The organism is Streptomyces sp. BK022 (genome assembly GCF_004217355.1).
Lineage (GTDB): Bacteria > Actinomycetota > Actinomycetes > Streptomycetales > Streptomycetaceae > Streptomyces > Streptomyces griseoluteus.
Genome location: NZ_SHKU01000002.1, coordinates 657,813 through 677,417, shown reverse-complemented (window position 1 = coordinate 677,417; position 19,605 = coordinate 657,813). Strand labels below are relative to the sequence as shown.

Here is a 19,605-nt window from a genome sequence, read left to right as displayed (position 1 = left end):
CGGTTTACTCGGTTCCCGATTTCGGCCGGGAACGAGGCAGGATTGTGACCATGTCCAACACTCCCATGGCGGCGAGCCCGCTCACCCGGGCCGTACTCGAGATCGACGAGTACGCGTCCGGCCTCGGCTGGGACCAGCCGGCCCGCCTCTTCGCCCTCGTCGACACCGCGCGTCTGCGCACCCAGGAACCCTCTCTCGCGGCCCAGCTCGGCCTGGACGAGGAGACCGGTGCCACCGGCTACACCCCCATCGAGCAGGACGAGGTGCCCGCCGGCAAGGCGCTCGACGAGTTCCTCGCCACCATCGCCTGGCCGGACGCGGTGATCGGCTGCGCGCTCACCGTGGAGCGCCTGATGCTCCCCTCGTCCGTCGACACGCAGGTCCCGCAGGGGCTCAGCGACGCCGAGCTGGCCAAGTGGGTGGCCGCCCGTCCGGAGCGCCAGGAGGTGCGGATGACGGTGGCGGTGCTGCGCGACGGCAACCGCGAGTCGGCGATCCGGCTGCGGGAGAAGGACGCGGCGACCGAGGTGCTGACCGGTCCGGACCTGGTGCCGGGGCTGGCGGAGGCGCTGGCGGCGACGTTCGCCGACTGAGCCTCGCATCTTTCCGTAGTGCCGCGTACGCGCGCGGGGGCGATCCCGCGCGCGTACGGCCGTTTCTCAGCCCTTGGTGGTGCACTTCGGCAGGTCGGCGGTGCGGCCCTCGCGGATGTCCTTGAGGGCGTCCAGGGCGTCGCCGATCTTCTTCACCTTGACCAGGGTGAGGCCGCCCGGGGTGTCCTTGGCGGCCGAGGCGCAGTTGTCGGCCGGGGTCAGGAAGTACTGGGCGCCCTTGGCGCGCGCGCCGACGGTCTTCATCTCGATGCCGCCGATGGGGCCGACCGTGCCGTCGTCGTCGATGGTGCCGGTGCCGGCGACGAACTTGCCGCCGGTGAGGCTGCCCGGGGTGAGCTTGTCGTAGATGCCGAGCGAGAACATCAGGCCGGCGCTGGGGCCGCCGACGTCGGCGAGCTTGATGTCGATGGTGAACGGGAAGGTGTGGTCGGTCCCGGCGGAGATCCCGACGATGGCCCGGTGGGCGCCCTTGTCGTCGGAGTCGGTGGTCGTGATCGTCACGTCCTGGGTCTTCGTCGCCGTCCGGTGCGCCTTCTCGGCGGCCGCCTGCTCCTTGGCGGGGATGACGGTGAAGACGACCTTCTGGCCGGGCTTGTGCCTGGTCACCAGCTTGGCCACATCGGACGGCTGCTTGACCCGCGTGCCGTCCACGGCCTTGATCACGTCACCCGCGTGCAGCCGGCCCTCGGCCGGGGAGTCCTTGATCACCGTGGAGACGATCACCCAGGACGTCACCGGGATGTGCAGCTCCTTCAGGGCGGCGACCTTGGCGCTCTCCTGGGACTGGCTGAACTCCTCGGCGTTCTCCTGGGTGGACTGCTCCTCGGTCTTGCCGTCCGGGTAGAGCGTGTCGTGCGGGACGACCTTGGTGTCGTGCGCCAGCCAGCCGTAGACCGCCTCGACCAGGTTCATCCGGAAGTCCGCGCTGGTCACCCGGACGGTGGTCATGTTCAGGTGACCGTCGGCCGGATAGGTGCGGTGGCCCGAGACCTGGAGCACCGGCTCGCCGTCGTGGTCCCCGAGCGTGTTCACGGTCGGCCCCGGCGACATCTCCGCGTACGGCACGGGGATGAGCACTCCCGCGCAGAGCAGCGCGATCAGCATCAGGGTGGACGCGAGCATCGTCGCGGTACGGCGTGGCATGGCACGACAGTACGGGACAGGTGTGTCGGCGCCCCGTCAGGGCACCCCGTCAGGCGCCGGGAGCGCCCGTGTGGGACTTCTCCATGGCTTCGCGGAAGCGCGCGTAACCGTCGAGTTCGGGTCCGTCGCCGCGGGTTCTGCGGGTCCGGTTGGCCCAGCTTCCCCACAGACCGGCCGCGACCGCGGCGATGAACGGAATCAGCAACCAGACGAGCACCGCCATGCCGACCTCCCAACCCCATGAGTGTCCGCTGCGAACTGAGTGATCAGCAGATTAACCATTCGCAGGGACAACGCTCACGCGCGGGGTGCGGTTACGCAACCGGAGCACCCGATGGGCCGAACGTCACCGCTCCGGTCACCGCCGTCAGCAGGCGCCGACCCACTCCTCGGTGCCGTCGGAGAAGCGCTGGTGCTTCCACACCGGCACCTCGTGCTTGATGTCGTCGATGAGCTTCCGGCAGGCCTCGAACGCCTCGGCCCGGTGCGGGCACGCCACGCCGACGACGACGGCGAGGTCACCGACGGCCAGGTCACCCACCCGGTGGACGGCCGCCAGGGCGCGCACCGGGTACTCCGCGACGACCTTCTCGGCCACCCGTCGCATCTCGTCGGCGGCGGAGGGGTGGCAGGAGTAGCCGAGGGCGTCGACGTCCGCGCCCCCGTCGTGGTTGCGCACGGTACCCACGAACAGCGAGATCCCGCCCGCCGCCTCGTCGCCGAGCGCGGCGAACACCTCGTCCACCGAGAGCGGCGTGTCCCGGATCCCGATCAGCCTGATGGGGCTGGGGGCCGCCTGCTCACCGGGGTGTTCGTTCGTGAGTGCCATACCTCCATGGTGCCGCACACCGGGGAGGAGGCGGAACGCGACGCTCGGCCGGGTGGGGGCGCGGGACGTTTGCGGCGGCTCAGATACGGCGCCGCGCCTTGCGGGCCCGGCGGACCACCGCGGCCGCGCCGAGCAGGGCCACGGTCGCGCCCGCCGCGCCGGCCGCCGTGGCGTCCTTGCGGCCGAGTCTGCGCCCGGCGACGGTGTGCCGGCCGGCGACCTCCTCCAGCAGCTCCGCGAGCACTTCCTCGTTCGTCCAGCGCGGCCGCCACCCGGCCGAGTGCAGCCGGCTCCCGCTGACCACCCAGGGGTACATCGTGTACGCCAGGTCGCCTGCCGGGGAGGGGGTGAGCCCGATCCGGTGCAGCCGGGCGGCCGCGCCGAGGGCGACCGCGGAGGGCAGCTCCATGCGCCGGATGCCGCTCAGCTCCTCGACCTCCTCCTGCTCCAGCCAGCCGTCGCAGCCGACGGCGAGTTCCCCGTCGACCTTCTCCAGCACGGCGTACTCCAGCGCCGAGCACAGGTCGTCGACGTGGCAGAACTGCCAGGCGGGACGGGAGTCCGCGACCACCAGCAGCCGGGGCGACTCGAAGTACCGGGTCAGCGCGGTGTCGGTGCCGCCGACCAGCAGGGCGGGGCGTACGACGGTGACGTTCAGGCCGGGGTGCGCGCGGGGCGCGCGGCGGGCCAGGCGCTCGATCTCCAGCAGGTCGGCGACCCCGGTCGCCTCGGCGGTGGCGCGCAGCTCGGCGTCCTCCGACAGCGGCAGCTCGTTGTCGGGCAGCGCGCCGTAGACCATGGCGGAGGTGCACAGTACGACCCGGTGCACCCCGGCGGCGGCCGCGGCGGTGAGCACGGTCTGGGTGCCGCGCACGTTGTACGCGGTGCGGGCGGCCGCGTCGCTGCCGAGGTCCAGGTCGAGCGCGAGGTGCACGACGACGTCGGCGCCGCGCAGCTTCTCCGCGATCGCGGGGTCCCGCACGTCGAGGATGTGCCACTCGGCCTCGGCGCACTCCCCGCGCCGCTCGTCGATGGCGACGACCTGCCGGATCTCCTCGGACGCAGCGAGCCGCTCGGTGAGCAGCGCGCCGATCCCGGTGGCGGCGCCGGTGACCGCGACGACGGGCCCGCGCACCGCGGGCGAGGGCGATGCGGGCGGAGATGAGGGGTTTCGCGCTGCGCGAACCTGCGGATCTGGGGAACTCACCGGGCGTCTCCAGCGGTTGTCTTCAGTACGAGCGCGGACGACGCGCCCGTACCAGGTGCATCCATCCTGCCGCAGCCCATCTGTGGGCGAAGCACCGAGGCCCTATCCGGTCCGGGTGTCTACGCTGGGTGGTGAAGTCGGGCAGCCGCGCCGCCGGAGAGAACCGGTGGCCTTACCAGCCGAGGAACCCCGTGAGTGACACCCCATTCGGATTCGGCCTTCCGCCGGAGGAGCCGGACGACGGCGACGAGGGCAAGAAGAAGGACCAGCAGAGCGGTGGTGGGCAGGGGCCGGCCGACCCGTTCGGTTTCGGCGGTCTGCCGGGAGCCGGGGGCCTTGGCGGTCCCGGCGCCGACAATCCGCTCGCCGCGATGTTCGGCTCCCTGAACCCCAATGACCTGGGCGCGGCGTTCCAGCAGCTCGGCCAGATGCTCTCCTACGAGGGCGGCCCGGTGAACTGGGACATGGCCAAGCAGATCGCCCGCCAGACGGTCGCCCAGGGCACCCAGGACGGCGTCAAGGACGCGAGCGTCGGCCCGTCGGAGCGCTCCGCGGTGCAGGAGGCGGTGCGCCTGGCCGACCTGTGGCTGGACGACGCGACCTCGCTGCCCTCCGGTGCCAACACCTCCGTGGCCTGGTCGCGCGCGGAGTGGGTCGAGGCGACGCTCCCGGCCTGGAAGGAACTGGTCGACCCGGTCGCCGAGCGGGTCGGCGCGGCCATGGGCGACGTCCTGCCGGAGGAGATGCAGGCCATGGCGGGCCCGCTGATCGGCATGATGCGCTCGATGGGCGGTGCCATGTTCGGCACCCAGATCGGGCAGGCCGTGGGCGTGCTCGCGGGCGAGGTCGTCGGCTCCACCGACATCGGCCTGCCACTGGGGCCGGTGGGCAAGGCCGCGCTGCTCCCGGTCAACATGGAGGTCTTCGGCAAGGACCTGGGTGTGCCCATGGAGGAGGTGCGTCTGTACCTCGCTCTGCGCGAGGCGGCCCACCAGCGCCTCTTCGCCCACGTGCCGTGGCTGCGCTCGCACCTGTTCGGCGCGGTCGAGGGCTACGCGCGCGGGATCAAGGTCGACACCGCCAAGCTGGAGGACGTGGTCGGCCAGTTCGACCCGCAGAACCCCGAGCAGCTTCAGGACGCGCTCCAGCAGGGCATGTTCCAGCCCGAGGACACGCCCGAGCAGAAGGCGGCCCTGGCCCGGCTGGAGACCGCGCTCGCGCTGGTCGAGGGCTGGGTGGACGCGGTGGTCCACGCGGCCGCGAAGCCGCGCCTGTCCTCCGCCGACGCGCTGCGCGAGACGCTGCGCCGCCGTCGCGCGAGCGGCGGTCCGGCGGAGCAGACCTTCGCCACGCTGATCGGTCTGGAGCTGCGCCCGCGCCGGCTGCGCGACGCCTCCCGCCTGTGGGCCTCGCTCACCGACGCGCGCGGGGTCGACGGCCGGGACGACCTGTGGCACCACCCGGACATGCTGCCGACGGCCACCGACCTGGACGACCCGGACGGCTTCGTGCACCGCGAGCAGATGGACTTCTCCGAGCTGGACAAGATGCTCGGCGAGGCGGCCGGCGGCGGCGCGCACAAGCCCGACCTGAAGAAGGACCCGGGCACCGAGGGCGCCGCGGACGACGAGGGCAAGGGCGACAAGAGCGAGTGAGCCTGTACGACGACGCGGTCCTCGTACTCAAGGGGTACGAGGGCCAGCCCGAGCTGCGTGACGCCTACCAGGCCCACCTCGCCGCCCACCCGGACGGCATCTGGCGGTCCTGCGACGCGGGGCACCTCACGGCCAGCGCGCTGGTGATCGACCCGGAGCACGGCCGGGTGCTGCTCACCCTGCACAGGAAGCTGCGGATGTGGCTCCAGATGGGCGGCCACTGCGAGCCGGGCGACATCTCCATGGCGGGCGCGGCCCTGCGCGAGGCGACGGAGGAGTCCGGCATCGCCGGGCTGACGCTGCTCCCCGGCGGCCCGGTCCGGCTGGACCGCCACCCGATCCCGGCCCCCTGCAACTGGCACCTCGACGTGCAGTACGCGGTGCTGGCCCCGCGCGGTGCCGAGCAGGCGATCAGCGACGAGTCGCTGGACCTGCGGTGGTTCGGCTACGACGAGGTCGCCGACGTGGCGGACGAGTCGGTGGTACGGCTGCTGGAGGACACGCGGGCGCGGTTGTGAGCCGGACTGCGGCGCGGAGGGCCAGGGTCTGAAGGGTCCGGCGCGGTGGTGAGGACGGGGTCCGGCGCCGCGCGCGCGCCGGCTCTGAACGTGTAAGGGGCGCCCGCCACTGTGGGCGCCCCTTACGTTCGCCGCGCTGCGCTCGTCGCGCCGGCTAGCTCCAGACGTTGCCCTGGTTCTGCCCGCGTGCCCCCTGCTGGCCCATGCCGAACTGGGCCGCGACCCCGCCGCCTATCTGCGCGTGCTGGGGCGGCAGCAGTTCGCTGGGCTGGACCAGGGCGAAGCCGGAGCCCATGAAGCTCAGCTCCCAGCCCTCGCCCGTGCTGCCGCGCCGCCGCCACACTCCGGACGAGTGGGTCTGGGCCTGCATCTGCACCCGCAGCGAGGTGGACCAGGCGACGATGGCGTCCGCGTCGCAGTTGACGTACCGGTCCGGCGTGACCTGCATCAGCAGGGGCGTGCCGGAGGTCATCAGGGCGACCTTGCCGCGGCCGGTGATGTTGAGCTGGTACTTCCCCGAACCGGAGATGCCGTAGAGGCTGTCCACCGCGATGACCTCGTGGTGCAGCGAAGAGTCCATGGCGAGGACGTAGGAGCTGTCGACGGTCAGGCCCTCCTGCTCCACGTCCAGCAGATGGACGTGCTGCGCGAGGTTGGCGAGGTAGACGGTGCCCTGGCCGTGACAGCGCATCAGGTCCAGGCCCTCGCCGGTGTGGGCCCGCGCCCGGCGCTGGCCCTGGCTGCGGTACTCGGCGTCGAACTCGACCATGCCCTGGTAGGCGACCATGGCGCCCTTGCGGGCCAGCAGGTCGTCGTGGCCCTCCAGGGCGACGCGGAGCATCTGCGCGTTCTGCAGGCTCCAACGCTCCTGGGTCTGGGAGTCGTTGTGCGCGAAAAGCGGGCTCTGCATGGTGTCTGTGCTCCCCCTCAGCCCCGGAACCGGAGGCGGTCGGTGCTGTCCTCGCTGGGCTGGACGACGACGATGCCCTGCCCGGAGAACGCCATCTGGTACGCCTCGCCGCTGCCCCGGCCGATCAGCGACTGCGCCTTGAAGCTGCGCTTGCCCTTCACCTTCAGGTTCGGGGACCACGCCACGAGGGCGTCCGGGTCGACGTACGTCTCGTCCTCGCCGCCTCCGCAGTCCACCACGATCGGCGTGCCGCGCGAGGTCAGCGCGACCCAGCCCTGTCCGGAGATCCTGGTGTTCCACAGGCCCTGCCCGGCGAACTTGGCGAGCCCCTTGACCCGCTCCACGCCCCAGGTGAGGCCCGCGTCGAAGGCGAGCAGATTGGTGGCGTTGACGGAGATGCCGTCGCCGTTCAGGTTGATCACGACCACGTCGGCGCCGTAGTCGGCGAGGTAGAGCAGGCCGTCGCCGGAGCACTTCATCAGCGGGGCGCCTTCGCCGGTCATCCAGTCGCGGGCGATCTGGCGGACGGCGGGCGGGTTGGGCTCGTACTGGATGAAGCCCTCGTAGGCGATCATCGAGCCCACGCGCGCGAGGAGGTCGTTGCCGGTCTGCATGGCGACCTTCAGCATGTGGCTGCCGTGGTTCTCCATGCGTGCGGTGACGGGTGCGGGGGCGAAGCCCGCGAGCGGCTGGTTCATGACGGGCTCCCTCAGACCTCGTACGGCTGGACGACGATGAAGTTGCCGGGTGCGCCCCGGAACTGGAGGTTCACGCTCTCCCCCGTGTCGCCCGCGTAGGCGTTGCGGCGCATCCGGACCTGGCTGGAGACGATCACCTGCGAGGCGGCCGACCAGGCGACCACCGCGTGGCAGTCGGCGAAGGTCGTCGGCGTCACCGGCAGCACGACGGGCGTGCCGTGGGTCTTGACGACGAGCGTGCCGGTGCCCTGGAACTGCATGGTGAACAGCGCGCCGCCGGGAATGCCGTGGCCCTCGATGCGGCGGACCTCGTACTGGAGGCTCTCGTCGAAGGCGAGCACGTTCTCCGCGGAGACGCAGATCGCGTCGCCCTGCAACTCGACGGGGTGGAGGTGGGTGGAGTTGTCGGCGAGGAACACCTGTCCCTGGCCGGTGCAGCGCATCAACTGCATCTCCTGGCCGGTGGCGTTGCCCACGAGCCGGCCGGTGATTCCGGCGCCCTTGTAGCTGAAGTCGACCTTGCCCTGGTAGAGCACCATGCTGCCCTGCCGCGCCAGTACCGGCTGGCCGCCGGCGCCCAGGTCGACGCGGATCAGCTTGTGGTTCTGCTGGGTCCAGCGCTGCCCGGTGGGCGCCTCCTTGAACTTCTGGAGCGCGGCGCCCACTCCGGCCGCGCCCTGGGGCGCGCCCTGCGGGACACCGTAGGAAGGGGTGCCCTGGCCGGGGACCTGGCCGTAGCCGGGGGGCATGGGAGCGGACGGCGGACCGCCGTGGGAGGGCGGGGAGTTGAAGCCGGGCGGTGCGGGGGCCGCCGGGGGCTGGCCGTAGCCCGGGGGCAGGGGTGCGCTCGGCGGGGCGGGGTGGCCGAAGGCGGCGGGGGCAGGGCCGGGCGGCGGGACGGCGCCCTGGGGCGGGGTCAGGGGTTCGACCAGCGTGGGCGCCGCGTGCACGTCGGGCCGGGGCGCCGGGGGCGGGGTGAACGCCTGGGGCGCCGGGGGCGTGGCCGGTCCGGCGGGGACGGCGAAGGCGGGCGGGGCGAAACCGGGGGTGGCGGGCGGCGCGGCGGCCTCCGGCGGGGCCGGAGCGGGCGCCTCCTCCTCGGCGACCTCGCCGCCGAAGTTCTTCAGCAGCGCCTCCAGTCCGCCGTCGAAGCCCTGCCCGACCGCGGCGAACCGCCAGACGTCCTTGAGATAGAGGTCGCCGAGCATCACGGCGCGCTCGGTGGTGAACTCCGCGCCGGTGAAGGAGTACCGCGCCACCTCCTCGCCGCCCGCCACGATCCGCAGATAGCCGGGCGCGATCCGGGACATCTGCCCGTCGCCGTCGATGGTCGCGGTGAAGGACAGCTTGTGGATGCCGGCCGGAACACGGTCCAGCGTGACCCGGAACGACTCGGTGTCGCCCGCCTGGGGGCCCAGCAGCTGGATGGACTCCTCGGGCGACTTCGGCTGGTTGAAGAAGACGAAGTACCGGTCGTCGGAGAGCCGCTCGTCGGCGTCGAGGCCGAAGCAGCTTATGTCGAAGGTCAGTCCGGGAGCGGAGATCTGCACGCCCACGTACAGATCCGTACCCGCGGTGAGGTCACTGATCCGGGCCTTGTGGCCGCGTTGGAATTCCCTGGACATGCGTTACGTCCGTCCCCCGTCCCGAAAGCAGTTACGTCGCGTCAGGCTAACCGCAAATACCGACATCGGCCTCAGCCGGTACAGACCCGGTACAGAACCGCGGCCCGGACCTCACACCTCCTCGTCGTCCGTCACATCCGGGGGCAGGTCCGGGGTGCGTGCGGTGGCGGCCACGCCCTCCAGATAGCCGCGCGCCCGCTCGGTGCGCGGGTAGGCATCCAACAGCCGCCAGAAGTCCGGGCCGTGACCGGGCACCAGCAGATGCGCCAGCTCGTGGCAGAGCACGTAGTCGACCACGTACTCGGGCATCCCGCGCAGCCGGTGCGAGAGCCTGATGGTGCCCTCCGCCGGGGTGCACGAGCCCCAGCGGGTGTTCTGGTTGGTCACCCAGCGCACCGAACCGGGCCGCGCCCGGCCCCCGAAGTACCGCTCGGACAGCCGCCCGGCGCGCTCGGCCAGTTCGGTGTCACCGCCGGGCACGCTCCGCTTCGCCTCCTTGGCGGCGAGCCGGTCGAGCATGGCGGTGACCCATCGCCGCTCCTCCGCCTTGGACATCCGGGCGGGGATCAGCACGATGGTGCGGTCGCCCTCGCGGTAGGCGGAGACGGTCCGGCGGCGCCGGTCGCTCCGCCTGACCTCGACGGGGCCGTGTGCGGCGGGCGGCTGCTGTTCGGTCGGTTCGGTGGGCACGTCTCGAAGGTACCCGCCGTCGCGGACAGCGGGCCGGGCCTGTGGACAGCGGCCTGTGGACGCCGGACCCGCAGGCAGCTTGTACGACGATCACCTCGTGCCTGTGGACAACTTTCGGCGCGGATTCCGGAGCCCGGCCATGCTGGCATCCGTCGGCACGAGCAGGACCGGCTCGGCCGACGTACGAGAGGCAGAAGCGCGCACGCCCGGCCGGGTGTGCGCGAATCCTGGGAGACGGGGGCCCGTCATGCATCCGATGGTGAAGCCCGCGCTGCGGCGCGGCTGGCGCGATCTCGGCACCGTGCAGTTCGGGATGACTCCCGCGCACGCGATCACTGTGGGCCCGGTGGACCTGGCCACGGGCAGCCTCCTCGAACTGCTCGACGGCACCCGTGACGTGGCGTTACTGCGGGAGGAGGCCCGGCGGATGGATCTGCCCGACGGCCATGCCGACCGGCTGGTGAGCCGGCTGGGCAGGGCGGGGCTGCTCGACGACACACGGGCCTGTTCCCCCGCCGCCACCGCGCTGCGGGAGAGAGGGGAGGCGCTGGAGCGGCTGCGTCCCGACCTCGCCTCGCTGTCGCTGACCACGGCGGAGCCCGGGGGCGCGCTCACCCGCCTCGCCGCCCGGCGCGCCCTGCGGGTGCGGGTGCTCGGCGCGGGCCGGGTCGGGTCCGTGATCGCGGCGCTGCTGTCCGGGGCGGGGGTCGGGGAGGTCGATGTGCGGGACGTGGGCCGGGTGCAGCCGTGGGACGTGGCGCCGGGCGGGCTGCCGGCGGAGGCGGTGGGCGAGCGGCGGGACGAGGCCGCGCGGACCGCGGTGCGCCGTGCGGCACCGGACCGCCCACCGCGCCGGACCCGTCAGGGCAGACTCTCCGGGCGCGGCCCGGAGGAGGAGCCGGGGCTGTCCCTGGTGGTCCTCGCCCCGCGCGACGAGGTGGCGGTGCACGCCCCGGACCCGTTCCTCGCCGAGTCCCTCATGGTCTCCGGTACTCCCCATCTGTACGCGGGTGTGGCGGAGGGGACCGGTGTCGTCGGACCACTGGTGCTGCCCGGCCTGACGGGGTGCGCGGGCTGTCTCCAGCAGCACCGCACCGACGAGGACGCGGCGTGGCCCCGGCTGATCACCCAGTGGCGTTCGGGCCGGGCGCGCCGGGTGGGCGCGTGTGATCTGACCCTCGCCACGGCGGTCGCCGGACTCGCCGCGGCGCACGCCCTGAGCTTTCTCGACGGCGCCGAACCCGCGGCCACCGGCACCCGCTGGGAAGCCGCCCTACCCACTCTGACCTGGGACGCTCATCCCGTCGCTCCGCATCCGGTATGCGGCTGCGGGGCGAAGGACAGGAGGAGGGGAAGCACCCCGGCGCGGGCCGGGGTGAAAGCGGAGGGGGAGCACTCCTCAACGCGAGGGCCGACGCGCGCGACAATGGCGGTGCAACGGCCGTCGGCCGAGCGGCGACGCGAGACCGGCGCGGCGCGGCCGACAGGGACTTGGAGGGCGCATGTCTGATCTTCCCCGGAAGGCGGTCACCCGGACCGCGAAGCTCGCCGCGCTCCCGCTCGGCTTCGCCGGCCGGGCCACCTGGGGGCTGGGCAAGCGGATCGTGGGCGAGTCGGCCGAGCTGGTGGGGCGGGAGCTTCAGCAGCGCACGGCCGAGCAGCTCTTCAAGGTCCTCGGCGAGCTGAAGGGCGGGGCGATGAAGTTCGGGCAGGCGCTGTCCGTCTTCGAGTCCGCGCTCCCCGAGGAGGTGGCCGGGCCCTACCGTGCCGCGCTGACCAGGCTCCAGGAGGCGGCGCCCCCGATGCCGACCCGTACGGTGCACGCCGTGCTGGCGGAGCGGATGGGCGAGGACTGGCGGGAGCTGTTCCTGGAGTTCGAGGACAAGCCCTCGGCGGCGGCCTCCATCGGCCAGGTGCACCGGGCGGTGTGGCACGACGGCCGCGAAGTGGCGGTCAAGGTCCAGTATCCGGGCGCCGGTGAGGCACTCCTCTCGGACCTTGGCCAACTGAGCCGGTTCGCACGCCTGCTGGGCCCGCTGATCCCCGGCATGGACATCAAGCCGCTGATCGCGGAGCTGAAGGACCGGGTCTCCGAGGAGCTGGACTACGAACTGGAGGCGCAGGCGCAGGCCGCGCACGCGGCGGAGTTCGCGGACGATCCGGATGTCCTGGTCCCGGCGGTGGTGCACCAGTGCGACCAGGTGCTGGTGACCGAGTGGATCGACGGCATCCCGCTGTCGGAGATCATCTCCGGCGGTACCGAGGAGCAGCGCGACCGGGCGGGGCAACTGCTGGCGCGCTTCCTCTTCTCCGGCCCGGCCCGCACCGGGCTGCTGCACGCCGACCCGCATCCGGGCAACTTCCGGCTGCTGCCGGCGGGCCCCGACGGTGAGGACGGCTGGCGGCTGGGCGTGCTGGACTTCGGCACGGTGGACCGGCTCCCCGGCGGGCTGCCCCCGACCATCGGGGTGGCGCTGCGGATGACGCTGGACGGGGACGCCGATCCGGTCTACGAGATGCTCTGCGAGGAGGGGTTCATCAAGGAGTCCATGGACCTGGACCCCGACGCCGTCCTCGACTACCTGCTGCCGATCATCGAGCCCGCGCAGGTGGACACCTTCACCTTCACGCGGTCGTGGATGCGCGGCCAGGCGGCCCGGGTCGCCGACCCCCGCTCCCCCGCGTACCAGCTCGGCAAGCAGCTCAATCTGCCGCCGTCCTATCTGCTGATCCACCGGGTCACGCTGAGCACCATCGGTGTGCTGTGCCAGTTGGGCGCGACGGTGCGGCTCCGGGAGGAGCTGGAGGAGTGGCTGCCGGGGTTCGGTCCGGACGCGGACTCGCCGGATCCGGGGGCGTTGGAGTCGGTGGCGGGGGAAGCGGAGGAGGACCTGCCGGAGGTGCCCGCGGCGGAAGCGTAGGCCCGGCGGAGGGTTAGGCCCGGCGGAGGCGTAGGCCTGGTGGGGCCGCCGGCCGGCGGGGGCGGCCAGGTCTGGGAGGCGGGCATGCCTCGGGGGCCGGTCCGTTCGGCCGGACCGGCCCCCGAGGGGAAGACTTCGCCTCCCTGAACCGGGAGGCCACCGCTTCGGGTGGGTGCGCTCAGTGCGCGTCGAGGGCGGCGCCTACTGCATGACGGCGGCGGCGAGCGCACGGCGGGCACGCAGGGAGGCGCGCTCCGCCCGGCGCTGCATCCGCCGGGCGGTGGCCAGGCTCATGGCCCGGCGCTCCCGCTGGGCGTCGTGCAGGCGCTCGTGCATATGCGCACGAGCCAGGGCTTCTGGGATGAGTTGCATTTCGCGGGTCCTGTTCGTCTGGCGCGAGCCTGTCACGCCGTGGGTACCGAGGTCTGGGGTCGCCGAGCCGGTGGGCTCGCTGGTGGACGGCTTCATCGGGGCCTGCTTCTTGGGGTCGTACGTGAGGGGACGGTCGATCGTTCCAGCGGGGTGCGTGCGTGCGACGTTCATGCCGTGACCGGGTTCTTGCGCGGGCGGCCACGCGGTCGCTTCCGGGCGACGACGACACCCTGGACGAACAGCTCCCCGCCCCAGACGCCCCAGGGCTCCCGGCGCTCCTTGGCCCCCGCGAGGCAGGCCTCGACCAGCGGGCAGGTGCGGCAGAGCGACTTGGCGTACTCGACATCGGCCGGCGACTCGGCGAAGAAGACCTCCGGGTCGTAGGAACGGCAGGGGACGGGCACGCCGAGGTTCTCGATGGCGTCGTCGAGCGCGGTGAGCGCGGTGAGGGGGAGCAAGGCGGGGTCCTCCGTGGAGCCGAGCTGAGTGATCGCTTGTGAAGGCGGTACTGACGGGGCGTGCGCTTCGAGTTGCACGGGGTGTTTTCCTCGTCTGGTCGTTCCGGTCGGGTCACCGGGTGTCGGCTGGGTACCGGGTTCTCTTTTGTTGTCCCGAGGCGTCTTCGGGGGTGTTCTCCCTGTTCGGGGAAAACAGAAGGGCCGCGGTTCCCGGATGGGGTTCCGCGGCCCTGAAGGCGCCTGCCTGATCGGCGATCAGGCTGGATCACTCCAGGGTTCTGGCCCACGGAAGGCCCACATCTGGTGGTGCTGCGTCTGCTTGCGGAATCCGGCACCGGCCGCCGCGAAGGCATAGGCGCCCTGCGCCTGTGCCTCTACCGCTGCCAGTGCCTTGGTCGGTCGCTCATTGCGCTCACGGACAGGGAGGTCCGCGGAGAGCAGCGAGGAGGCCGGACGGGCGGCACGAATGCCGGACAGACCGGTGCCCTGGGAGGGCGCGCCGAGCATGCACAGGGAGACGGCCGGACGATCGGTCATGTTGACCGGGCTGGTGATGATGGTCTCGATGCTGATCACTGGGCTCGCCTCCTTTCGGCGTCTCGGGGGACCGGGGTGAATCGGTCCTCGGATAGGGAAGTACAGCACGGATTCGCAGCCTTCGAGAAGGCCGCCGTTTCCGTGCCTAGAACCTATGGGGATTCCTGGCGCGGGCGCAAACTATTTTTGCGACGAGTTCCGATCAGTGGTCCCGGCCGCGTGGGCCGGGCCGGTGCCGACCTCCTGGCCTGCGCAGATGGCCAGTACGTCGGTGCCGTAGCGGCGCAGCTTGCGGTCCAGGACGCCGGGGATGCGGGAGAGTTCGGCCGCGCAGTCGGGGCGGGTCTCGGCGATGGCCATCAGGGTGCGGTCGGTGAAGACGCAGAAGTCCGGCTGCCCGCTCTGTCCCGCCTCCACCGCCCGCCACTCCCGCAGCCGCTCGTACAGGCCCTCGTCCATGTCGGAGGGGCAGTCCTCGCAGCGCATCAGTTTCATCTCGCCGGCGTCGGTGAGGGTGCGCCCGCAGACCCGGCAGCGGGCCGGGCTGCGCTGGGCGCGCCGGGGAGCGGCCGGGAGGCCGCCGAGGGTGCCGCGCTCGACGCCGCCGGTGCCGGTCGCCGCGCGGCCGACGGTGGCGGTGGAGCCGGGCCGCAGTCCGTCGAGGAAGCGGCTCGGCCTGCGGCCCGCCCGGCCGCCGGGCGAGCGGGCGAGCGACCAGGAGAGGTGGAGCCGTTCCCGCGCGCGGGTGACACCGACGTAGAGGAGGCGGCGTTCCTCCTCGATCTGCTCGTCGGTTTTGGCGTAGGTGATCGGCAGCATGCCCTCCGCGACGCCGACCAGGAAGACGGCGTCCCACTCCAGGCCCTTGGCCGCGTGCAGCGAGGCGAGGGTGACGCCCTGGACGGTCGGGGCGTGCTGGGCGGTCGCCCGCTCGTCCAGCTCCGCGACCAGGTCGCTCAGGGTGGCCTTGGGATGGGCGGCGGCGAAGTCGTGGGCGAGGGCGACCAGCGCGGCCAGCGACTCCCAGCGTTCGCGGACGGCGCCGGAACCGGCCGGGGGCTCGCTGCTCCAGCCCTCGCCGGAGAGCACGGCGCGGACCTGGGAGGGCAGGTCGACCGCCTCGTCCAGCAGGGAGTCGTTGTTGCCGAAGCGGGCGGCGGCGCGCAGGGCGACACTCGCCTTGCGCACCTCCGGCCGGTCGAAGAAGCGCTCGGCGCCGCGCAGCTGATAGGGGACGCCGGCGTCGGCCAAGGCCTGTTCGTAGGTCTCGGACTGGGAATTGGTGCGGAACAGTACGGCGATCTCGGCGGCCGGGGTCCCGGCGGCGATCAGCTCGCGGATGCGGCGGGCGGCACCCTCGGCCTCGGCGGGCTCGTCGGTGTACTCGGTGTAGACGGGTTCCGGCCCCTGGGCGCGCTGGGAGACGAGTTCCAGCCGGTGGTCGGCGGCGCGGCCGTGGGCCTGGGCGAGCAGCCCGTTGGCGAGGCGGACCACCTGGGGGGTGGAGCGGTAGTCCCGGACCAGCTTGACCACGGTGGCGCCGGGGTGGCGGAGCCGGAAGTCGAGGAGATGGTCGGGGGTTGCTCCCGTGAACGAGTAGATGGTCTGGCTGGCGTCGCCGACGACGCACAGGCTGTCACGGTCGCCGAGCCAGAGTTCGAGCAGCCGCTGCTGGAGCGGGCTGACGTCCTGGTACTCGTCCACGACGAAGTGCTGGTACTGGGCGCGCACCTGGTCGGCGATGTCGTGCCGGTCCTGGAGGACGGCGACGGTCAACAGCAGCACGTCCTCGAAGTCGATGACGGCGCGGTCGCGCTTGAGGTTCTCGTAGGCCGCGTAGAGGTGGGAGATCTCGGCCGGGTCGCGCGGGGTCTCCCGGCCCGCCTTCACGGCCGCGTACGGATAGTCGGCGGGGACGGTCTGGGTGACCTTGCACCACTCGATCTCGGCGGTGGCGTCCCGCAGCTCGCCCCGGTCCAGGCGGAGACCGCAGGCGACGGCCGCGTCGGCGACCAGCTGGATCTTGCGGTCGACCAGCCGGGGCAGCCCGCCGCCGATCGCTTTCGGCCAGAAGTACTGGAGCTGGCGGAGCGCGGCGGAGTGGAAGGTGCGGGCCTGCACGCCCTGGGCGCCGAGCTGGCGGAGCCGGCCGCGCATCTCGCCCGCGGCGCGGTTGGTGAAGGTGACGGCGAGCACGCTGGAGGGCGTCAGGAGGCCCGAGCGCACCCCGTACGCGATGCGGTGGGTGATCGCGCGGGTCTTGCCCGTGCCCGCTCCGGCCAGGACGCACACCGGCCCGTGCAGGGCGGTGGCGACCTCGCGCTGCTCGGGGTCGAGCCCTTCGAGCACCGCGTCGGCCGAGTCCGGGGTCCGCGGGAAGAGAGGGGAGGGCGTTGCTGCTGTCACATGGCCATGCTGCCAGGTCGGCCGGGACCATCGCGTCGGTTGTCCACAGGCGGGCCCCGATAGTCGTTTTAATGCGGCGGGTGTCACAGCGGCCGCGTGCGGCGGGCGTCACATCCGCGGGAATGCGCGTCGGGTCTCCCGCGTTGGCCCAGTGCACGACGTAGGACGTAACCCCCCGGCCGCCTGAGGAGCGCGAGACATGCAGGGCACTGTGACGATGTACAGCACGACTTGGTGCGGATACTGCCGCCGGCTGAAGGGCCAGCTCGACCGGGAGGGCATCCCCTTCACCGAGATCAACATCGAGCACGACCCGGAGTCCGCCGCGTTCGTGGAGAAGGCGAACGACGGCAACCAGACGGTGCCGACCGTGCGCGTCGTGCCCGCCGGGGGCGGCTCCGAGGTCGTCATGACCAACCCGAGCCTCGCCCAGGTGAAGCAGGCGCTCACCGCCTGATCCCCGACACCGCCGGAAACCCCGGTCGCCCGTACCCAGGGCGGCCGGGGTTTCCCGCGTCTAGAAGGCGCTCCGGGTCGGCAGCGGCTTGCCGTACCACATCTCGATCAGCCGGGCGGCGATGGAGATGCCGTAGGGCGGCAGCACCTCACCGGACTCGAAGGCGGCGCCCAGCTCGTCGCGGGAGAACCAGCGGGCCTCCTCGATCTCCTCGCCGTCGGCGTCGATCTCGGTGGAGGTGGCGTGGGCGAAGAAGCCCAGCATCAGGCTGGAGGGGAACGGCCAGGGCTGGCTGGCGACGTACTCGACCTCGCCGACCGTGATGCCCGCTTCCTCGAAGACCTCGCGGCGCACCGACTGCTCGATGGACTCGCCAGGCTCGACGAACCCGGCCAGCGTGGAGAAGCGGCCCTCGGGCCAGTGCACCTGGCGGCCGAGCAGGATGCGGTCCTGGCCGTCGGTGACCGCCATGATCACCGCCGGGTCGGTGCGCGGGTAGTGCTCGGCGCCGCAGGCCGGGCAGCGCCGGATGTGCCCGGCGGCGGCGATGACGGTGCGCTCGCCGCAGCGGGAGCAGAAGCGGTGGGTGCGCTGCCAGTTCTCCAGGCCGACCGCGTGGACCATCAGTCCGGCGTCGCGCGGGGAGAGCAGCAGGCCCGCCTCGCGCAGTCCGGCGGGGCGCGCGGACTGGTCGATGCGGCCGGGCAGGGAGTCCTTCTGGAGTGCGAAGTAGCTGACTCCGTCCTCGTCCTCGCCCAGGAAGTAGCGGTGGGCCTCGGTGAGGGGGGCCTCGAAGGAGGGGGTCATGACGAGTTCGGTGCGCCCGTCGGGCGTCTCGTCGATGAGCACCTGGCCGCCGGAGACCACGAAGCAGCGGGTCGTGGGGTGGCTCCACGCCGCCGCGAGCCAGGCTTCGTCGAGCCGGTGGTGGGCGGCTCGGTCGATGCCGCTCGGGGCGGTGAGCGAGATGGGTCGGTCAGCGGTGTGGTCGGTCCGGGTGGTCACTGGTGCTTCCAACTCCCCCAATGGAACGGTCGGTTCGGCGGGCGGTTCGGCGGGACACGGGTCAGGGGCACCGCGGCCGGGCGGGGGCGGCCGGGCCGGGCGGTCCTTCCAGTGTGCCCGGCGCGCGGTGCCGTTCCCCAACGGCGGCTGTTCAGCGGGGTGCGGGGCGCCAGTTCTCGGCGAGGTCGCTCCACAGGTGGGCGCTGGTCTCGACGCCCTTGAAGAGCAGGTCCAGCTCGACCTTCTCGTTGGGGGCGTGCCAGCCGTCGGAGGGGACGGAGATGCCGAGGAAGAGGACCGGGGCGCCGAGCACCTCCTGGAGGTCGGCGGCGGGGCCGGAGCCTCCTTCCCGGGTGAAGCGCACGGTCGTGCCGAAGGCGCGGCCCATCGCGCGGGCGACGGACTGCAGAGCGGGGTGGTCGAGCGGGGTGAGGCACGGGCGCGTACCCGGGCTGAAGTCGATCTCCAGCCGGATTCCGGCGGGCGCCTGCCGCTCGGCCCAGTCGTGCACGGCCTTCTCGACGGCGCCGAGGTCCTGGCCGGCGACCAGCCGGAAGGACAGCTTCACCACGGCCGAGGAGGGGATGATCGTCTTGCTGCCGGCGCCCTGGTAGCCGCCGCCGATGCCGTTGACCTCGGCGGTCGGGCGGGCCCAGACGCGCTCCAGGGTGCTGTACCCGGCCTCGCCGTGGGCCGCGTGCGACTTGGCGGTGCGCAGCCACTCGGACTCGTCGAAGGGCAGTTCGGCGAAGAGGGCGCGCTCGCGCTCAGTCAGCTCCACGACACCGTCGTAGAAGCCGGGCACGGCCACGCGCCCCTGTTCGTCGTGGAGGGCGGCGACCAGGCGGGCGGCGGCGGTGGCGGGGTTGGGCACGGCGCCGCCGAAGGAACCGGAGTGGATGTCCTGGTCGGGGCCGTACAGCCGGATCTCGCACTCGGCGAGACCGCGCATGCCCGTGCAGACCGTGGGGGTGTCCTCGGACCACATGCCGGTGTCGGAGACGATCACGGCGTCGGCGGCGAGCCGGCCGGCGTGCTCCTCGACCAGGGCGCGGAAGTTCGGGGAGCCCGACTCCTCCTCGCCCTCGATCAGCAGCTTGAGGTTGACGGCGGGCGCGGTACGGCCGGTCGCGGCGAGGTGGGCGCGGACGCCGAGTGTGTGGAAGAACACCTGGCCCTTGTCGTCGGCGGCACCGCGCGCGTGGAGGCGGTTCCCCCGGACGACGGGCTCGAAGGGATCGGTGTCCCAGCCGTCCTCGCGGGCGGCGGGCTGCACGTCGTGGTGGCCGTAGACCAGCACGGTGGGGGCGTCGGGGTCGTCCGAGGGCCATTCGGCGTAGACGGCCGGGGCGCCGGGGGTGGGCCAGACCTCGGCCACCGGGAAGCCGGTCCCGGTGAGTTTCGCGGCGAGCCAGTCGGCGCTGCGGCGGACATCGGGGGCGTGTTCCGGCTGGGCGGACACGGACGGGATGCGCAGCCAGGCGGCGAGGTCGTCGAGGAAGGCGGCGCGGTGTCGTTCGATGTACGCGTGGACGGCGCTGTCCGGGGTCTGGCTCATGC

Annotated in this window: 20 protein-coding genes; 6 read left to right on the top strand and 14 right to left on the bottom strand. The window is 72.6% G+C overall.

Annotated elements, in window-relative coordinates:
• Positions 1 to 44 precede the first annotated feature (44 nt).
• The gene (locus EV284_RS09205) at positions 45 to 593 is read left to right on the top strand and encodes a PPA1309 family protein (RefSeq protein ID WP_130332155.1); all 549 of its coding nucleotides are present in this window, start codon (positions 45 to 47) and stop codon (positions 591 to 593) included.
• Between the two features lie 66 nt (positions 594 to 659).
• On the opposite strand, the gene EV284_RS09200 is transcribed toward EV284_RS09205, so the two are convergent.
• The 4 genes from EV284_RS09200 to EV284_RS09190 form a co-directional block, all read right to left on the bottom strand.
• Complete coding sequence (locus EV284_RS09200; protein WP_130332153.1) at positions 660 to 1,757, bottom strand: PDZ domain-containing protein; 1,098 nt, start codon at positions 1,755 to 1,757, stop codon at positions 660 to 662.
• Positions 1,758 to 1,806: 49 nt separating this feature from the next.
• Positions 1,807 to 1,980, bottom strand: a complete 174-nt coding sequence (locus EV284_RS32640) for a hypothetical protein (protein ID WP_165425490.1) — start codon at positions 1,978 to 1,980, stop codon at positions 1,807 to 1,809.
• 144 nt (positions 1,981 to 2,124) lie between these two features.
• Positions 2,125 to 2,586: a molybdenum cofactor biosynthesis protein MoaE gene (locus EV284_RS09195; RefSeq protein WP_130332151.1), complete on the bottom strand. Its 462-nt coding sequence runs from the start codon at positions 2,584 to 2,586 to the stop codon at positions 2,125 to 2,127.
• 79 nt (positions 2,587 to 2,665) lie between these two features.
• Complete coding sequence (locus EV284_RS09190) at positions 2,666 to 3,793, bottom strand: SDR family oxidoreductase (RefSeq protein WP_130332149.1); 1,128 nt, start codon at positions 3,791 to 3,793, stop codon at positions 2,666 to 2,668.
• Positions 3,794 to 3,984: 191 nt separating this feature from the next.
• Between EV284_RS09190 and EV284_RS09185 the strand changes: the two genes are divergently transcribed.
• Positions 3,985 to 5,448, top strand: a complete 1,464-nt coding sequence (locus EV284_RS09185; protein WP_130332147.1) for a zinc-dependent metalloprotease — start codon at positions 3,985 to 3,987, stop codon at positions 5,446 to 5,448.
• Positions 5,445 to 5,966, top strand: a complete 522-nt coding sequence (locus tag EV284_RS09180) for an NUDIX hydrolase (RefSeq protein ID WP_130332145.1) — start codon at positions 5,445 to 5,447, stop codon at positions 5,964 to 5,966. Before EV284_RS09185 ends, EV284_RS09180 begins: the two co-directional genes overlap by 4 nt.
• 154 nt (positions 5,967 to 6,120) lie before the next feature.
• Here the strand turns inward: EV284_RS09180 and EV284_RS09175 are convergent, their stop codons facing one another.
• The 4 genes from EV284_RS09175 to EV284_RS09160 all read right to left on the bottom strand — a co-directional run bounded on the left by EV284_RS09175 (position 6,121) and on the right by EV284_RS09160 (position 9,889).
• Positions 6,121 to 6,876, bottom strand: a complete 756-nt coding sequence (locus EV284_RS09175; RefSeq protein ID WP_130332143.1) for an AIM24 family protein — start codon at positions 6,874 to 6,876, stop codon at positions 6,121 to 6,123.
• A 17-nt stretch (positions 6,877 to 6,893) separates the two neighbouring features.
• Positions 6,894 to 7,574, bottom strand: a complete 681-nt coding sequence (locus tag EV284_RS09170; protein ID WP_086694703.1) for an AIM24 family protein — start codon at positions 7,572 to 7,574, stop codon at positions 6,894 to 6,896.
• An 11-nt stretch (positions 7,575 to 7,585) separates the two neighbouring features.
• On the bottom strand, positions 7,586 to 9,199 hold the full coding sequence (locus EV284_RS09165; protein WP_130332141.1) for a TerD family protein: 1,614 nt from the start codon (positions 9,197 to 9,199) through the stop codon (positions 7,586 to 7,588).
• A 111-nt stretch (positions 9,200 to 9,310) separates the two neighbouring features.
• Entirely contained in the window at positions 9,311 to 9,889 is a 579-nt protein-coding gene (locus tag EV284_RS09160) for a M48 family metallopeptidase (protein WP_130332139.1), read from the bottom strand.
• A 247-nt stretch (positions 9,890 to 10,136) separates the two neighbouring features.
• Here EV284_RS09160 and EV284_RS09155 point away from each other — a divergent pair, with 247 nt between their 5' ends.
• Both EV284_RS09155 and EV284_RS09150 read left to right on the top strand, forming a co-directional pair.
• On the top strand, positions 10,137 to 11,399 hold the full coding sequence (locus EV284_RS09155; protein ID WP_130332137.1) for a TOMM precursor leader peptide-binding protein: 1,263 nt from the start codon (positions 10,137 to 10,139) through the stop codon (positions 11,397 to 11,399).
• Positions 11,392 to 12,810: an AarF/UbiB family protein gene (locus tag EV284_RS09150; protein WP_130332135.1), complete on the top strand. Its 1,419-nt coding sequence runs from the start codon at positions 11,392 to 11,394 to the stop codon at positions 12,808 to 12,810. The genes EV284_RS09155 and EV284_RS09150 overlap by 8 nt, the downstream gene beginning before the upstream one ends.
• A 201-nt stretch (positions 12,811 to 13,011) precedes the next feature.
• Here the strand turns inward: EV284_RS09150 and EV284_RS09145 are convergent, their stop codons facing one another.
• From EV284_RS09145 to EV284_RS09130, 4 genes are all read right to left on the bottom strand, one after another.
• A complete protein-coding gene (locus EV284_RS09145) occupies positions 13,012 to 13,353 on the bottom strand; it encodes a hypothetical protein (RefSeq protein WP_130332133.1) in 342 nt (113 codons plus the stop codon).
• Entirely contained in the window at positions 13,350 to 13,718 is a 369-nt protein-coding gene (locus tag EV284_RS09140; RefSeq protein ID WP_030807350.1) for a WhiB family transcriptional regulator, read from the bottom strand. The genes EV284_RS09145 and EV284_RS09140 overlap by 4 nt, the downstream gene beginning before the upstream one ends.
• Positions 13,719 to 13,895: 177 nt before the next feature.
• Positions 13,896 to 14,216: a hypothetical protein gene (locus tag EV284_RS09135; protein ID WP_165425489.1), complete on the bottom strand. Its 321-nt coding sequence runs from the start codon at positions 14,214 to 14,216 to the stop codon at positions 13,896 to 13,898.
• Between the two features lie 141 nt (positions 14,217 to 14,357).
• Complete coding sequence (locus EV284_RS09130; protein ID WP_207228980.1) at positions 14,358 to 16,583, bottom strand: ATP-dependent DNA helicase UvrD2; 2,226 nt, start codon at positions 16,581 to 16,583, stop codon at positions 14,358 to 14,360.
• Between the two features lie 199 nt (positions 16,584 to 16,782).
• Between EV284_RS09130 and EV284_RS09125 the strand changes: the two genes are divergently transcribed.
• Positions 16,783 to 17,040, top strand: coding sequence for a mycoredoxin (locus EV284_RS09125; protein ID WP_130332129.1), 258 nt, complete (start codon positions 16,783 to 16,785; stop codon positions 17,038 to 17,040).
• A gap of 60 nt (positions 17,041 to 17,100) precedes the next feature.
• Here EV284_RS09125 and nudC read toward each other — a convergent pair whose 3' ends face one another.
• The gene (gene nudC, locus EV284_RS09120) at positions 17,101 to 18,045 is read right to left on the bottom strand and encodes an NAD(+) diphosphatase (protein ID WP_031181100.1); all 945 of its coding nucleotides are present in this window, start codon (positions 18,043 to 18,045) and stop codon (positions 17,101 to 17,103) included.
• 151 nt (positions 18,046 to 18,196) lie between these two features.
• Positions 18,197 to 19,603, bottom strand: a complete 1,407-nt coding sequence (locus tag EV284_RS09115; RefSeq protein WP_130332127.1) for a dipeptidase — start codon at positions 19,601 to 19,603, stop codon at positions 18,197 to 18,199.
• Positions 19,604 to 19,605: the final 2 nt, after the last annotated feature.